This window comes from Paenibacillus pseudetheri, assembly GCF_924513355.1.
Classification (GTDB): domain Bacteria; phylum Bacillota; class Bacilli; order Paenibacillales; family Paenibacillaceae; genus Paenibacillus_AQ; species Paenibacillus_AQ pseudetheri.
Map to the genome: position 1 here is coordinate 1 of NZ_CAKMAB010000056.1, position 17,161 is coordinate 17,161.

12 protein-coding genes and 1 other annotated feature are annotated in these 17,161 nt (G+C 46.0%); of the genes, 10 read left to right on the top strand and 2 right to left on the bottom strand.

Translation table 11 applies throughout. From position 1 onward, the window contains the following. The first annotated feature begins 317 nt into the window (after positions 1-317). Positions 318-592 (top strand) — a binding site (T-box leader). Between the two features lie 383 nt (positions 593-975). Then, positions 976-4,068, top strand: a complete 3,093-nt coding sequence (gene ileS / locus L1028_RS28385; RefSeq protein WP_234541340.1) for an isoleucine--tRNA ligase — start codon at positions 976-978, stop codon at positions 4,066-4,068. A 335-nt stretch (positions 4,069-4,403) separates the two neighbouring features. Beyond that, entirely contained in the window at positions 4,404-4,694 is a 291-nt protein-coding gene (locus L1028_RS28390) for a DUF5665 domain-containing protein (RefSeq protein ID WP_423803101.1), read from the top strand. Between the two features lie 4 nt (positions 4,695-4,698). Here the strand turns inward: L1028_RS28390 and L1028_RS28395 are convergent, their stop codons facing one another. After that, positions 4,699-4,947 (bottom strand): hypothetical protein, encoded by a 249-nt coding sequence (locus L1028_RS28395; RefSeq protein WP_234541341.1) that lies wholly within the window; start codon positions 4,945-4,947, stop codon positions 4,699-4,701. Positions 4,948-5,119: 172 nt separating this feature from the next. Next, a complete protein-coding gene (locus tag L1028_RS28400; protein ID WP_234541344.1) occupies positions 5,120-5,845 on the bottom strand; it encodes a TraR/DksA C4-type zinc finger protein in 726 nt (241 codons plus the stop codon). 246 nt (positions 5,846-6,091) lie between these two features. On the opposite strand from L1028_RS28400, the gene lspA reads away from it, so the two are divergent. The 8 genes from lspA (at position 6,092) to carB (ending at position 17,125) form a co-directional block, all read left to right on the top strand. Next, positions 6,092-6,604 carry a signal peptidase II gene (lspA, locus tag L1028_RS28405; RefSeq protein ID WP_042190823.1) on the top strand — a complete coding sequence of 171 codons (513 nt, stop codon included), beginning with the start codon at positions 6,092-6,094 and terminating at the stop codon, positions 6,602-6,604. Further along, on the top strand, positions 6,597-7,568 hold the full coding sequence (locus L1028_RS28410) for an RluA family pseudouridine synthase (protein WP_234541346.1): 972 nt from the start codon (positions 6,597-6,599) through the stop codon (positions 7,566-7,568). The genes lspA and L1028_RS28410 overlap by 8 nt, the downstream gene beginning before the upstream one ends. A gap of 207 nt (positions 7,569-7,775) precedes the next feature. Continuing rightward, complete coding sequence (locus tag L1028_RS28415) at positions 7,776-9,029, top strand: LL-diaminopimelate aminotransferase (RefSeq protein ID WP_234541349.1); 1,254 nt, start codon at positions 7,776-7,778, stop codon at positions 9,027-9,029. A 702-nt stretch (positions 9,030-9,731) separates the two neighbouring features. Then, on the top strand, positions 9,732-10,295 hold the full coding sequence (gene pyrR / locus L1028_RS28420; protein ID WP_149647673.1) for a bifunctional pyr operon transcriptional regulator/uracil phosphoribosyltransferase PyrR: 564 nt from the start codon (positions 9,732-9,734) through the stop codon (positions 10,293-10,295). Positions 10,296-10,299: 4 nt separating this feature from the next. Then, positions 10,300-11,205 (top strand): aspartate carbamoyltransferase catalytic subunit, encoded by a 906-nt coding sequence (locus L1028_RS28425; protein ID WP_234541354.1) that lies wholly within the window; start codon positions 10,300-10,302, stop codon positions 11,203-11,205. A gap of 110 nt (positions 11,206-11,315) precedes the next feature. Continuing rightward, complete coding sequence (locus L1028_RS28430; RefSeq protein WP_234541356.1) at positions 11,316-12,599, top strand: dihydroorotase; 1,284 nt, start codon at positions 11,316-11,318, stop codon at positions 12,597-12,599. Positions 12,600-12,717: 118 nt separating this feature from the next. Continuing rightward, positions 12,718-13,896 carry a glutamine-hydrolyzing carbamoyl-phosphate synthase small subunit gene (gene carA, locus L1028_RS28435; protein WP_042190808.1) on the top strand — a complete coding sequence of 393 codons (1,179 nt, stop codon included), beginning with the start codon at positions 12,718-12,720 and terminating at the stop codon, positions 13,894-13,896. Between the two features lies 1 nt (position 13,897). Next, positions 13,898-17,125, top strand: coding sequence for a carbamoyl-phosphate synthase large subunit (gene carB / locus L1028_RS28440; protein WP_234541360.1), 3,228 nt, complete (start codon positions 13,898-13,900; stop codon positions 17,123-17,125). The last annotated feature ends 36 nt before the right edge of the window (positions 17,126-17,161 follow it).

Genomic DNA, 17,161 nt, shown 5'->3' on the forward strand with positions numbered 1-17,161 from the left:
CAGTCTTTCTCCTAAACTCTTCATTGTACCGCTGCCGCTGTTCACCCATGTGAACACCTCCTTAGATATCTTCATTATCTTAATCTCTTAACGAGGTGTCCACTTTATATTCTAGGTCTAGAATTCCCTCTAATTTATAATTCCATGCTAAAATCGGCTAAATAGAGGGAGTTATTCCCTCTATTTTTATTTTCCGCTAAAATCGATCATAATACTTACGCCCGCGCAGGTATGCTCCTAATTGCGGATTTGGCTAGCGGTTGTTGACAATTAGACTTAAAAAGTCTATAAATAGAACATATCTGTATAATGTTTATATGTATTCGATGACGGGACAAGTACGACAAGGTAACGTTCTCCAGAGAGTCGGTGATTGCTGAGAGCCGATTGTTCGAACCCTGCCGGAAGATCTTCCCCTAGAAGTTAAGCTGAAGCGTTGATCGTGCGTAAGCTTAACCGTCTGCCGGACGTTACACCGGACCTGTGCATGAGATTTACGCGCAGGACTGAGATTGTGCTGAATACACTCCCCTTAAGGATGTGCTCATGCGCAGAATTAGGGTGGTATCGCGAGCGTTGTCTCGCCCCTTTGGGGGTGGGATGACGCTTATTTTGTTGTTCCGGGGCGGGCCAATCCAAGGTGACCATCCCCCTAAATCCCCCTTTCTAAGGGGGACCCCAAGGGCTGCCGCCCTCTGGACACCTGCAAAGTAAAACCTCGGGCACGTTTACGATGGTGGAAGGTGAAATGATTCATGCGGCGGAGGAACGGCCCTTCTTAGGCTCCCCTGGCGGGTTCGCCTGCAGGGCCTTCACTTTTAGGGCAGGCCGGTGTTTCACTTGCCGGCCCATGTGGCACCCCGAGCCAGTGCTGCCCTACGGGATCGCGGCTCGGGTGCCCTCGAGATCCCCTCCTTGGCAGGAGAGGGGATCGAAGAAGATTAAAGACTAAATCATGAAAGGATTGACCATCACATGCAAAAAGTAGATGTCAGAGAAAAAGCGCGGGCAAGAGATGTCCGCATACTGAAGAAATGGAGCGACGAAAATACGTTCCGCAAATCCATGGAAAATCGTGAAGGACGTCCGAACTATGTATTTTACGAAGGTCCTCCAACAGCGAACGGTGCACCGCATATCGGGCACGTGCTGGGCCGTGTAATCAAGGATTTCATCGGTCGTTACCAAACGATGAAAGGTTACCGCGTGGTACGTAAAGCGGGCTGGGATACACACGGTTTGCCAGTAGAACTAGGCGTACAAAAGAAGCTTGGCATCTCCGGCAAACAAGAGATCGAGGAATATGGCGTAGAGAAATTTATCCAAGAATGTAAAGACAGCGTCTTCGGCTACGAGAAGCAATGGCGCGAGTTTACAGAGGGTATCGGATACTGGACGGATCTAGATAATCCTTACGTAACTTTGAATAACACGTATATCGAGAGCGTGTGGAACATCTTGGCTACTGTGCATGACAAAGGGTTGCTCTACCGCGGACACCGTGTTAGTCCTTACTGCCCAAGCTGTCAGACTACCTTAAGCTCCCATGAAGTAGCCCAAGGCTACAAAACTGTCAAAGATCTTAGTGCGACTGCAAAGTTTAAGCTGGATGACAGTGGAGACTACGTACTAGCTTGGACGACTACACCTTGGACGCTGCCAGCTCATATGGCTCTTGCCATGAACCCTGACATGGATTATGTACGTGTACAACAAGAAGACGGTATCTACATTGTTGCCAAAAATTTGGTGGAGGAAGTAATGAAAGGAGAGCACGCAGTCCTTTCTACACATAAAGGTTCCGAGTTTATCGGCAAAACTTATGCTCCTCCATTCGGATACATTAAGGCAGAGAAAAACAATGTCATCGTAGGTGCTTCCTTCGTTACAGATTCCAGTGGTACAGGGATCGTACACATGGCACCAGCGCATGGTGAAGATGACTACAAGACTTGCCGCGAGAACGGCATCAGCTTCGTGAACGTGGTTGATAATTCCGGTAAGTATACGGAAGTAGTATCTGACTTTGCTGGACGTTTCGTGAAAGATTGCGATTTGGATATCGTTAAAGCTTTGTCTGAAAAAGGACTGCTTTACGGCAAAGAAAAATACGAGCACAGCTATCCGTTCTGCTGGCGTTGTGATACACCACTCTTGTACTACGCAACAGACAGCTGGTTCATCAACACTACAGCGATCAAAGATCAGCTGATTGCTAACAACAACAGTGTAGATTGGTATCCTGAGCATGTACGTGAAGGCCGTTTCGGGAAGTTCCTGGATGAACTGGTGGACTGGAATATCAGCCGTAATCGTTACTGGGGTACACCGCTTAATGTTTGGGTATGTCAAGAAACGGGCAAAGAGTTCGCTCCACACAGCATTGAAGAACTGAGAGCGATGGCGATTGGCGATGTACCTGAGGATATCGAGCTGCATAAGCCTTTTGTAGATAAGATCAAGCTACGCAGTCCTTTCAGCGAAGGGGCAGAGATGGTTCGCACACCAGAAGTTATCGATGTCTGGTTCGATAGTGGTTCGATGCCATTTGCGCAAAGTCATTATCCATTTGAGAACGAGGATAAGCTGAATGATCAATATCCAGCGGATATGATCTGTGAAGGGATCGACCAGACACGTGGATGGTTCTACAGCTTACTAGCTGTATCTACATTGTTTAAAGGTAAAGCTCCATATAAAGCTGTTATTGCTCACGGTCATATCCTTGATGAGAATGGTCAAAAAATGTCCAAATCCAAAGGCAATGTTATTGATCCTTGGGATATCATGAACGATTACGGCACGGATGCTTTCCGTTGGGCGATTCTATCCGATAGTGCACCGTGGAATAACAAACGTTTCTCTCGTGGTCTTGTAGGGGAAACCAAATCCAAAGTTGTAGATACACTGGTGAATACGCATGCGTTCTTGACGCTTTATGCAGGCATCGATGGTTATGATCCTGCCGATCATCCTTTTAAAGTATCGGAACATAAGCTGGACCGCTGGATTTTGTCCCGTCTGAACAGCTTGATTCTTTTGGTGGACAAAGGACTTGCAGTAAATGACTTCGTGAATACATCCAAAGGTATTGAGAACTTTATAGATGAGCTGAGCAACTGGTATATCCGTCGTTCCCGTGACCGTTTCTGGGGTAGTGGTCTAGGTGAAGATAAGCTGGATGCTTACCGTACACTGACCCATGTGCTTTTGAAGACAGCGTCTTTGATGGCTCCATTTACACCGATGTTGTCTGAAGATATCTTCACGAACCTTGGCGGCGGAGAAAGTGTGCATTTAGCAGATTACCCGGTTGCTGATGAGAGCTTGATCGATAAAGAGCTGGAAGAGGATATGGAAAGTGCGAGACAAATCGTTGAGCTGGCGCGTAACGTTCGTAACGAAACAGGCATTAAGAATCGTCAACCGCTGTCTGAGCTGATCGTTTCGATGAACCGTGACTTCCATTTGGCTGAGTATGAAGAGATCATCAAAGACGAGATCAACATCAAGAACATCGTGCTAGAGACTAGCGACAGTGGATTTGTTGACTTCACACTCAAGCTGAACCTTAAAGTTGCCGGTAAAAAATACGGTAAAAATGTCGGCTTCCTGCAAGGCTTCCTGAAAGCTTTGGACAGTGACTCTACCCGCAAAGCGGTGCAAGATGGCTCAATCACGATTGCGACGCCAGAGGGAGAAGAGCTGGTGATCACTTCTGAAGAGCTACTCGTTGAAAAAGAAGCTAAAGCAGGTTTCGCCGCAGCTTCCGGATATGGAATTACGGTTGCGCTCAATACCGAAATCACGCCTGAGCTTGAACAAGAAGGCTGGGTTCGTGAGATCATTCGTGCGGTTCAAGATTACCGTAAACGTTTGGATCTGCCGATCGAGAAACGGATCGCACTCACGCTGAATGTAGACGATGAGCTTAAAGCAGCAGTTACAGCCTTTGAGAATGTATTGCGTGACAATGTACTTGTGACTACGGTTGATTTTGGCGGAGAACACGCTTTTGAAACGGTAGATGCAGGTGGTAAATCCATCGGTATCCATATTGGAGCGTAAATCTGTATTACCTGTCCCAAAACAGCATATACTAGCGGCACAAGTGTAAACAGAGAACTTCTGTTTATGCGGGAAATATAGTCTTTATATTTCGCCCGCAAAAAATAACGAGCCTCGTGCTCAAGGAGATTATTCTCTTTGACCGGGCTCGTTTACTTTGTGGCGAATATAGACGTATGAGAGGAGCTGTGGCTGTGGAGGATCAGAAGAACAGAATCTCCGTTAAGACATCCGGCAACAAGAACAGCACAGATAAGGGAGCGGAGAAAAAGGTTATTCCTGAGGAAAACCCTGAGCGTCTAACAGCAGATCATCGTAATCCAGAAGATATTCCACTGGAAGAGAAAATGAACACGATGTATCGATTAACTTTTGAATGGGCTCATATATTAGAAAAATCACGAATTTATCAGTATACAGAGCTGTTGTATTCACCTTGGACTCTAATTTGGAAAAATATCTTATATGGAACAGCTCGTGGATTAGGGATCGCGCTGGGCTTTACTTTTTTCGCAGCAACGATCATTTATGTCCTTCAGGTGCTTGGAGCCTTAAATCTGCCGATCATCGGAGATTATATTGCGGATATTGTACGAATTGTACAGCGTCAGCTGGAATTCAAATAGCTTGTTAAGGCGAAGCCGTCTTTATTTGGTTTGTAGAAGAGATTAGGGTCGGGTCTATTTTCTTGGGTGGATTTACCCAACCTTGGGCTTCTATGTTTCTCCCCAGTCCGTGCTTTTCCCTTTTTAATCTTTGGAGAGGGCTACGTTGCTTTCTTTCTTCGTGTATGATGCGTAAACCTCTCATTAATAATAAATATCGCCGGTCATCTTCACGACTGAGTTGTTGTACATTTTTAAAATAGCCGTGATTCACTACGTTACACTCCTTGTAGGTCGATTTCAGCATCCGTTAGATCAGTTTACCAGCTGAATCTGAACATTTTCTTAACAAAATGACATAGAGCAGAATAAATAAAAAAACAGCGGGCCATTCCATAATGAAACTGGAACCGCACGCTGTTCATTTTTTTGTGGGGATAATGCTTTTACTCCTCGCCTTCGAGCGGATCAAGCATGTAACTTCCCTCGCCACTATCCTTATAACGCTCGTAGCTACGTCCCTGTACTACAATTAAATGGTTCCCTGTAATATCGGTGGCGATAAAGTTCTCCCAAGGTTCTACGCAGCCTTCCAGCTCATCAGCTTCAATTTCCATATCATTATAGGAGTCAATGTTGTTGCCCTCCGCCATAGCGGGGGAATTGGAGCTGCCATAGCTTTCTACAATCTGCCAGGCATCCTCACCGTCAAAGCCGTTTTGATCCTCTCGTTCATCGAGACTCGTACGACCAAATGGAGGAGACAAAAATTCTTCTTCAATGGGCCGAGTAAAGGGTGCATTTTGACGTGGGGCGTGCTCTTTACAATAAAGCGTGGAGGGAATGGCGAATAGACGCTCAAAAGGGATCGGTTGACCGCTAGCCTTACATATCCCATAGGTGCCTTCATCCATAGCGTTGAGAGCAGCTTCAATATCATCCAGCTCATGCTCGTCCCGCTCTAGCAGTGAAATATCCATGGAGCGGTTATACAAATCGGTGGCTGCATCTCCTGGATGGTTGTCATTCTCGGAAAGTTCTCCGGTGCCATCCCGCATGGATTCCTGTAAGCCGTAATTTTCATTATTCTGAAGCCTGTGCTGAATGGTATCACGGTCTTTTTCTAATCGGGCGCGTAGCTCTGAGAGCTGCTGTACTGTCAGGTGCGTCATGATGAGTAAGCTCCTTTCTGTACTTTTTTAAGAATCCTTCCGACAAACCAATTTGCACCGGATGGTTCTTTGTTAGGTTGACCTGAGAGGCGTTATTTTAGCGATGGAAAATAGTCCCCAAGATTAAGCGCTGGAGAGATGTCACGCAATAGACGACCTTCTAAGGGCTGTGCTACAATATACAAGTCTTATAACAGTATTCGTACCGCATTTTGCGGGAAAAATAAGAACGGAGTGACAACTTCTGTGGTGTACTATTTGATTGCTCTTATTGTATTTTTGGTGGATCAGGGAACGAAATATCTCATTGCCACACGTCTGGAGCTTGGGGAACAGATTCCGGTCATCGGAAATTTCTTCCTAATTACCTCACATCGTAATCGCGGGGCTGCTTTTGGGATTCTACAAGGTCAGCAATGGTTCTTCTTTTTAGTTACGGTTGTAGTGGTCGCAGGTATCGTTTGGTACTTGAACAAGACTAGACATTCTCGGAAGATGTTGTCTGTTGCCCTTGGGCTTGTATTGGGTGGAGCGATAGGTAACTTCCTGGACCGGATGATTAGTGGTGAGGTTGTTGATTTCCTTCTGTTTAATTTTGGAAGCTATAGCTTCCCGATTTTTAACGTTGCGGATTCATGTATCGTTATTGGGGTTGGGCTGATTCTTTTGGACTCTTTCCGCGATCTTAAGAACGGTGAAGAAATCACGGAAATCAAAGAAGTAAAAGAAGCAAAGGAAGTAAAAGAAGGGAATGAATGATTTGAGTAAAGACGTCAATCACCAAGCGGCATCTACGAGCGAAGAAGAGAGGGACGTCACGGAGTGGACCGTTTCAGCAGAGAACGCGCGGGAGCGAATCGATAAATATATAACGGAATCTTGGGAAGAGGATATTTCTCGTTCTCAGGTGCAACTGTGGATCAGTGGTGGCCATGTTACGGTTAATGGGGCACCGGTTAAAGCTAACTATAAGCTCTCAGAAGGCGATATAGTTTCCATTGTCGTACCAGAAGCGGAAGTTACGGATTTGATCCCGGAGAATATTCCTCTTGAAGTTGTATATGAAGACAGCGATGTCATTGTTATAAATAAGCCACGTGGTATGGTTGTGCATCCAGCTGCCGGGCATCCGTCAGGCACCTTGGTAAATGCACTGATGTATCACTGCAAGGATCTGTCCGGTATTAATGGTGAGATTCGTCCAGGTATTGTACACCGTATTGATAAGGATACCTCTGGTCTTATTATGGTGGCTAAAAATGATGCCAGTCACGCGTCGCTCGCAGCACAGCTTAAAGAGCACAGTGTAACACGCCGTTATATAGCAGTTGTGCACGGCAATTTGTCGCATGACAAAGGAACGGTTGATGCTCCGATCGGTAGAGATCCACATGATCGCAAGCTATACACTGTAACGGAAAAGAACAGCAAGAAATCTGTGACTCATTTTACGGTGTTGGAACGTTTTGGTGATTGTACACTACTGGAGCTGCAGCTGGAGACTGGCCGCACGCATCAGATCAGAGTGCATATGAAATTCATTGGTCATCCGCTTGTTGGCGATCCGATTTATGGACGCAGTAAAGGAACAGCTATGAATGGACAGGCGTTACATGCGGCGGTGCTTGGATTTATTCATCCTACGACAGGTGAATATAAAGAATTCAGCAGACCTATTCCGGAAGACATGGAAGATGTTCTGTTCACATTGCGCAGCAGATAAGTACAAATGAAGTGATAATTAGTCTATGGTATTGAACTCTGCTTTCCATCATATTTAATATCATAAGGATAAAGAGAAGGTTATGCCTTATTCTTTATCCTTATTTTTTATCACAGAAGCGGATCTCTATAAACATAAGCCATCCAAGGGACGGCGAAGCCGTTTCTTCTAAAATGAGAATAGATAGCCAGGAGATGAGATGAAAGTATGAGTATTGAACAATACCAAGACAGCTTCATTCAGACTAATTTTGCAGACCGCATCGGCGGTGCGAACTACGGCAAGGACACTTCGATTTATAAATTCGAGAAAATCAAACGTGCTAAAGCATCCGCAAAACAGGATTTTCCTGATATTGAATTGATCGATATGGGTGTAGGCGAGCCAGATGAGATGGCTGATACAGGTATCGTGGCTAAGCTTGCTGAAGAAGCAGCTAAGGAAGAAAACCGTGGTTATGCGGACAATGGAATTGCTGAATTTAAGACAGCTGCTGCTGATTATTTACGGGAAGTATTCCGTGTTGAAGGCATTGATCCCGTTACGGAGGTAGTTCACTCTATCGGATCTAAGCCTGCGCTGGCGATGTTGCCTTCGTGCTTCATTAATCCAGGAGATATTACGATTATGACGGTGCCGGGTTATCCAGTGCTGGGTACACATACTAAATACTTGGGTGGACAAGTGTTTACAGTAGAGCTGAAGAAGGAGAATAACTTCCTTCCAGATCTGAACGAAATTCCAGAAGAAGTTGCTCATAAAGCCAAGCTTCTTTACTTGAACTATCCAAACAATCCGACGGGCGCTAGTGCGACTCCTGAGTTTTTTGCTGAGGTAGTTGCATGGGCTAAAAAATATGATGTAGTCGTTATCCATGATGCACCATATGCTGCCTTGACCTATGACGGTTTAAAGCCGCTTAGCTTCCTCTCTGTGCCAGGTGCTAAGGATGTTGGCGTGGAGCTGCATTCTTTGTCCAAGTCCTACAATATGACAGGCTGGAGAATCGGCTTTGTTGCTGGGAATCCTTTAGTTGTTAAAGCCTTCAGTGATGTGAAGGATAATAATGATTCCGGTCAATTTATCGCGATTCAAAAAGCTGCAGCCTACGGTCTTGCTCATCCAGAGATTACCGAAGCTATTGCTGCCAAGTATTCTCGTCGTCACAACCTGTTGGTTGATGCACTGAACAGCCTGGGCTTCCAAGCTGAGAAACCAAAGGGTTCCTTCTTCCTTTATGTTGCAGCACCTAAGGGTGTCAAAGGTGGCCGACGTTTTGAATCTGGTGAGGATTTTTCGCAATTCCTGATCCGTGAAAAGCTAATCTCCACCGTGCCTTGGGATGATGCAGGTCCGTTTGTACGTTTCTCTGTTACCTTTATTGCTAAAGGGGAAAAGGAAGAAAGACGTGTCATCTCTGAAATCCAAAGACGCTTAAGCGATGTGGAGTTTGAATTTTAATCATTAGTTAGAGATTGAAGCTGCCTGGGGAAACCTTGGCGGCTTTTTTATGTAACAGCAATTCTACTGTGAGTAGATTATTGCTGAATAGATCTACTGCAAGATAGGGAATTCTTCCCTCTAATTCTGTTCTTTAGCTTCCATCTGCTAAAATACAGGGAATTGCTCCCTCTATTTCTGCTTATTTGGTTGCATTCAAGGAAATCCGCTGATTTATAGGGAGGAATTCCGTATAACCAGACTAAAAAGACTAAAAAGACTAAAATGATCTAATTATAGGGAGGTTCTCCCTATAATACCCTCCATCCACGCAATCTCTGTGGAGCTTTCTTGGCAGAAGTGAGTATGCGTGTAGAAAAAAGGAAATATAAGCAATATCCAGAGTTACCGCTTCCTCTTAATAGAAGCCGGCTTAGAAAGTGTTATAGTTTAGGCAGATAAAGTTGACATGCAGGGTTTGTTCTGTCATAATTCTCATTAAATGAATAGCGCCTTTAATTCAGTCCTGTGAGGCTGGCAAGGTAACGTGAATCGAGGTTCGCGACTCTTAGAAGGGTATCCGTGTGTACTACACCGGACTGTCTTTTTATGCGCGCGGCCATCATCTTCTTCTTCGGATTTCACTCCTTGCCTGTTACAGGCAAGGAGTTTTTTGATTTCCGGGGACTTGAACAGGCGAAACAAGTGGAGGGTGACAAGATTATGGTTACTGAGAAAAATGTAATTATGGACGAAACGGCGATCCGCCGGGCATTATCGCGTATTGCTCATGAGATTTTGGAGAAGAACAAAGGGATTGAGAATTGTCTGCTGGTCGGTATCCGGACCCGAGGCGTATACCTGGCACAGCGCATTGCTGAGCGGATCAAGGAAATTGAAGGCGTCGAGATTCCTTACGGCGAACTCGACATCACGCATTATCGGGATGACCGTGAAGTAGGAGGCAGTGAAGCAGTAGTGAAGAGTAACGTCATTATTACTTCCGGCAATGATGGCATCCATGATAAGAAGGTCATTTTGTTCGACGATGTGCTTTACACCGGACGCACCATCCGCGCGGCGATGGACGCTTTAATGGATTGCGGACGCCCACGAATGATTCAACTGGCAGTACTGGCTGACCGTGGACACCGCGAGCTGCCGATCCGGCCGGACTACATCGGTAAGAATGTACCTACCTCAAAGCATGAGCAGATTGAAGTGGCGCTGAAGGAATACGACGGCAAAGACGAGGTCTACATTATTTCAAACCGGGAGGAACGATAACATCATGACACTTACCAAGGTAAAGGAACGTAGTCTGCTGGGAATAAAAGAGCTTGATCGGTCGGAAATCACTGGGCTGCTGGACAGAACAGCATACTGGGACAATCAAAGTGAGAAGCTAACTCCCATTTTGAACTCGCATTTTATTTCTAACATGTTCTTTGAGAACAGCACACGCACACGTTTCTCCTTTGAAATGGCAGAGAAACGACTGGGTGCACAAGTACTGAATTTTACGGCTGCAGCTTCTAGTGTAGAAAAAGGGGAGTCGATCTACGATACAGTACGCACACTGGAATCGATGGGGATCGATGCCGGAGTTGTGCGTTTGAAGCCTGCAGGTGTGCTGCAGCAGTTAGCTGAGAAGGTGTCCATACCGCTTATTAATGCGGGTGACGGCAACAATGAACATCCAACGCAAGCGCTGCTTGATCTTTACACCATGACCAAAACGTTTGGAGATTTAAAGGGTCTCACGGTTTCTATTATCGGGGACATCATGCATAGCCGGGTAGCACGCTCCAACCTGTGGGGACTTACTAAGCTGGGGGCTAAAGTGCAATTCTGCGCACCGGAGAATATGAAGGCTCCTGAGCTTATGGAATACGCACCTTATGTAACCATAGAGGAAGCTCTTAAAGCAGATGTGGTCATGATGCTTCGTGTGCAGCTGGAACGCCATGCTTCTGGTATCATACTTTCCGCGGAAGATTACCGTAGACAGTACGGTTTAACAGAAGAACGCGCAGCTAAGCTCGCAAAAGATACAATCATTATGCATCCAGCTCCGGTTAACCGGAATGTCGAGATTGATGATGCAGTTGTAGAGAGCAGTCAATCAAGGATTTTCCCGCAAATGTCTAATGGGGTTCCGGTTCGGATGGCAGTTCTTGAAAGAGCTTTACTATAAAGTTCAAAGAATGATGATGAATAGGGACTAATAAATATACACAAACATGAATTTTTATTATATAATAACGAGAGGGCCCGCAGCCGGGATCTGTGGGTAAAGGTAGAATCATGACAGTGATTATTAGAAACGCCAGCGTATTGAATAAGGAAGGCTTGTTAGAGCGGAAACATATTGTACTTGAAGAAGGTGTTATCTCGGCCTTAATCGATGGAAATGAAGCTGCTCCAGAAGCTGGAGAGATCATTGATGCTGAAGGCAAGCTGCTCATTCCAGGACTCATTGATATGCATGTGCACTTACGCGAACCGGGATTTGAACACAAGGAAACAGTGGAAACCGGAAGTCGTTCGGCTGCCAAAGGCGGATTTACAACCATCGCTTGTATGCCTAATACCCGTCCAGTAACAGATACCCCGGAAATCGTACAATTTGTGAAAGACAAAGCGCGTGAAGCAGGACTAGTTAAAGTACTTCCTTATGCAGCCATTACGAAAAATGAGCTCGGACGTGAGCTGACTGATTTTGCAGCGCTTAAAGAAGCTGGAGCGATTGGTTATACCGACGACGGCGTGGGTGTGCAAAGTGCTCAAATGATGAAAGATGCTATGAACATCGCCGCAGCACTGGATATGCCAGTCATTGCTCACTGCGAGGATAATTCACTGGTTGAAGGCTGCTGTGTAGCCGAAGGTGAGTTCGCAAGAAAGCATGGTCTGAAAGGAATTCCAAATGAGTCGGAAGCCATCCATGTTGGACGCGATATTTTGCTGGCTGAAGCGACAGGCGTTCATTACCATGTGTGCCATGTAAGTACTGAACAATCGGTGCGACTGATTCGCCAAGCGAAAGAAATCGGCATTAAAGTAACTGCTGAAGTGTGTCCGCATCACTTGCTGCTCTCTGAAGAAGAGATTCCAGGCCTTGATGCCAATTGGAAAATGAACCCGCCGCTACGCTCCCGTCGCGATGTTGAAGCATGTATCGAAGGTTTGCTTGACGGCACACTAGATATGATTGTTACGGATCATGCGCCTCATAGTGAGGAAGAGAAGGCTAAAGGCATGCAACTCGCACCTTTTGGTATCGTTGGATTCGAAACAGCTTTCCCGCTGCTATACACCGCGTTTGTAGCAACCGGGAAATGGGATTTATCCTTACTAGTACAAAGAATGACCGCTGATCCTGCACGGGTATTCAGACTGAACACTGGTGTGATGGATATCGGAGCTCCTGCAGATTTGACATTGATTGATCTGGAGCAAGAAAAAGAAGTAGACCCGGGTTCTTTTGCAAGTAAAGGACGGAATACTCCTTTTGGTGGCTGGAAGCTTAAGGGCTGGCCAGTAATGACATGGGTAGACGGCAAAACCGTATGGACTGAGAAAAACTAGCAGACGGGTGGGGCGGAGTTGCTGATCTTTACGGATGCAGCGATTGTGTACACGTTCACTCCGGAAGGCTTGTAAGGCATAAGCATTAGACTACAGAAACATGAAGGAGTGGAATGGAATGCAGGCGAGATTGCTGCTGCAAGATGGAACTTTATTTACAGGTACCGCATTTGGCGCTGAGGGCGAAAAGACAGGCGAGGTTGTTTTTAATACAGGAATTACAGGATATCAAGAGGTGCTGTCTGACCCTTCATATTGCGGACAAATCGTTACAATGACTTACCCATTGATCGGGAACTACGGGATTACTCGGGATGACTTTGAATCTGTTAGACCTTTCGTACACGGCTTTGTAGTGCGTCGTCATGAAGAAGTACCTAGTAACTGGCGTGCTGAATACAGTGTGGACGACTTGTTGAAAGAATACGATATTCCAGGGATCAGCGAGATTGATACTCGGATGTTGACTCGGATTATTCGCCACTATGGAACAATGAAAGCGATCCTGACCACCTCTAACAAACGTGTAGAGGAACTGATGGAAATGATGGGAAATACTACGATTGAGGAATTGCGCAATCAGGTTGCTCGTACATCAACTGCAAGTTCGTACAGCAGCCCAGGCAACAAAGAAAGAATTGTACTTGTGGATTACGGTGCGAAGGCTGGTATCCTACGTGAGCTTAACGAACGTGGTTGTGATGTGGTTGTAGTGCCACACGATGTAAAAGCGGAAGAAGTTCGCCGTCTGAACCCGGATGGTATCCTACTGTCCAACGGCCCTGGGGACCCGAAAGATGTGCCTCACGCTGTCAAGACCATTTCCGAATTGCTTGGTGAATATCCGATCTTCGGTATCTGCCTAGGTCATCAGTTGTTTGCACTAGCTTGTGGAGCTGATACAGAGAAGCTGAAATTCGGTCACCGCGGTGGGAATCACCCTGTGAAGGAACTGGAAAGCGGACGCTGCTTCATCACTTCCCAGAACCATGGTTATACCGTGAATGAGGAATCTGTGAAGAACACTGAACTAGAAGTTACTCACATTAATAATAATGATAAGACTGTTGAAGGCATAAAACATACTCGTTACCCAGCATTTTCGGTGCAATATCATCCAGAAGCGGCGCCAGGACCACATGACAGCAGCTACTTGTTCGATCGCTTCCTGCAATTGATTGCAGATCATAAAGCAAAGACACCTGTTGTTTCACGTCAGGCACAACTTGCGGCAAACGCCAGAATCACGGCGCCAAAAACTAACTTACAGCTTGAAGCCGTGAAAGGAGCTCTATAACATGCCAAAGAACGATAAGCTTAAAAAAATACTAGTGATCGGTTCCGGACCGATCGTCATCGGTCAAGCAGCGGAGTTTGACTACGCAGGAACTCAGGCTTGCCAAGCCCTTAAAGAAGAAGGCGTGGAAGTCGTACTGATTAACAGCAATCCAGCAACGATTATGACAGATACAAATATTGCAGATAAAGTGTATATCGAGCCTATTACGCTTGAATTCGTAACTGCGATTATTCGCCAAGAGCGTCCGGATGGATTGCTTCCAACGCTGGGCGGTCAAACTGGCCTAAATATGGCTGTAGAATTGGCTCGTGCAGGTGTACTTGAGCAAGAGAATGTTAAGCTTCTCGGTACACAGCTTGATTCCATTGAGAAAGCAGAAGATCGCGATTTGTTCCGTGATCTAATGCGTGAATTGGATCAACCTGTACCGGATAGCACCATTATCACTACTGTAGATGAAGCAATGAAATTCGCTGAGGAAATTGGATTCCCTCTGATTGTACGTCCAGCTTATACACTTGGCGGCACAGGCGGCGGGATCTGCGATAACGAAGAAGAGCTGCGTGAAACCGTCAAAGCAGGAATTCGTTATAGCCCGATCGGACAATGTCTGGTTGAGAAGAGTATTGCCGGCATGAAAGAAGTTGAATACGAGGTTATGCGTGATGCTAATGACAACTGTATCGTTGTCTGCAACATGGAGAACTTTGATCCTGTAGGCGTACATACAGGTGACAGTATCGTTGTGGCACCTAGCCAGACGTTATCGGATCGCGAATACCAAATGTTGCGCACAGCTTCGCTCAAAATCATCCGCGCCCTAAATATTGAGGGTGGATGTAACGTACAATTCGCACTTGATCCGCAAAGTTATCAATATTATGTAATCGAAGTAAACCCGCGTGTCAGCCGTTCCTCGGCTTTGGCTTCCAAAGCAACTGGATATCCGATTGCCAAAATGGCTGCCAAAATCGCGATGGGTTACACGCTGGATGAAATCGTCAATCCGGTAACCGGACAGACTTATGCATGCTTCGAGCCTACACTTGACTATATTGTAAGTAAAATTCCACGCTGGCCGTTCGACAAGTTCATTCATGCGAACCGTAAGCTGGGTACGCAAATGAAAGCGACAGGCGAAGTAATGGCGATCGGCCGTACCTTTGAAGAGTCGATTCATAAAGCGATCCGTTCCTTGGAAATTGGTGTACACCGGTTCCGTCTGCCAGGTGCAGAGACACTGGAAGAGAGCGTGCTGCGTGAACGTCTTGAGAAGCCTGACGATGAGCGTCTGTTCCTGATTGCTGAAGCTTTCCGCCGTGGTTACGGTTTGCAAGAAATCCAGGATATTACGAACGTGGACTGGTGGTTCCTTTCCAAAATTGAAGGTTTGATTAACTTTGAAGAGGTTATTCGCGGCGAAGAAACTTTGTCTGCGGAAACTTTATACCAAGCGAAACGTAAAGGCTTTACAGACCGTGCGATTGCTGAGATTCGTGCAGAAGGGCAAGCGAACGGGAAGTTTACCAAAGAAGCTGATGTGCGCGCGCTGCGTTTGGAGCAAGGCTTAACACCTGTGTTCAAAATGGTAGATACTTGTGCGGCTGAGTTCGAAGCCACTACACCTTACTACTACTCGACTTATGAGACTGAGAATGAAGTTATTCAATCTGATAAGCAAAAGGTTATCGTGCTGGGATCTGGTCCAATCCGCATCGGTCAAGGGATTGAGTTCGATTACTCCACAGTGCATGCGGTATGGGCCATTCAAAAGGCTGGATATGAAGCGGTTATCATCAATAATAACCCTGAGACTGTATCTACAGACTTCAATACTTCGGACCGGTTGTACTTTGAACCCCTATTCTTCGAAGATGTCATGAACGTAATTGCGCAAGAGAATCCGATTGGAGTTATCGTTCAATTCGGTGGTCAAACAGCGATTAACCTTGCGGCACCGCTAAGTGCTGCTGGTGTGAAGATTCTTGGAACTAGCCTTGATAGCATTGATGAAGCTGAGAACCGTAAGAAATTCGAAGCTTTGCTGGCACGCCTGGATATCGCTCAACCGAAAGGTAAGACGGTCACTGACGTGGATCAAGCTGTAGAAACTGCACAATCCCTTGGGTATCCGGTGCTTGTTCGTCCTTCCTACGTACTAGGCGGACGTGCAATGGAAATCGTATATAACGATACTGAACTGCTTAGCTACATGGTAGAAGCGGTGAAAGTGAATCCAGAGCATCCGGTATTGATTGACCGTTACATGCTAGGTAAAGAGGTTGAGGTAGACGCGATTTGCGATGGTGAGACAGTAGTTATTCCGGGCATCATGGAACATGTCGAACGCGCAGGTGTTCACTCCGGTGACTCTATCGCTGTATATCCTCCGCAATATCTGGATGAAGGTCTAAAAGAGAAAGTCGCCGAAATCACAATCAAAATCGCTAAGGAACTGAAGACGATTGGACTGGTCAATATCCAGTTTGTTATCTATCAGAACGAAGTATACGTAATCGAAGTAAATCCACGCTCCTCGCGTACGGTTCCTTTCCTGAGTAAGGTGACAGGAATTCCAATGGCGCATTTGGCAACCAAAATCATTCTCGGCAGCAAGCTGAAGGATGACGGTTATACAGAAGGTTTGTGGCCGGAAAGCGATTATGTATCGGTTAAAGTGCCAGTGTTCTCTTTTGCCAAACTGCGCAGAGTAGAACCTACACTCGGACCTGAAATGAAATCGACCGGTGAGGTTATGGGCCGTGATAAGTTGTACGCAAAAGCTTTATACAAAGGTCTGATCGGAGCAGGGATGAAAATTCCAGCGACAGGCGCTATCATCGTTACGGTGGCAGATAAAGATAAAGCAGAAGCTGTGGAACTTATGAAGGGCTTCCACTCCATGGGTTACAAAATCATTGCTACTGGAGGCACGGCACAAGCGCTTGAAGAAGCAGGCCTCAACGTAATGAATGTTAACAAGCTGGATGAAGGTGCGCCAAACATTCTCGACTTGATTCGTGGTGGGCAAGCTAACTTCGTCTTTAATACACTGACTAAAGGCAAAACGCCAGAACGTGACGGGTTCCGTATCCGCCGTGAAGCGGTTGAGAATGGCGTCGTATGTATGACTTCACTGGATACAGTGACGGCACTTCTCAGAATGCTGCAGACGATTAACTTCTCGTCACAGTCCATGCCTGCTTTTGTCGGACAATTGAACTAATCTCATAAAGATGCATAGGGCGGTTTGCGTTTACGC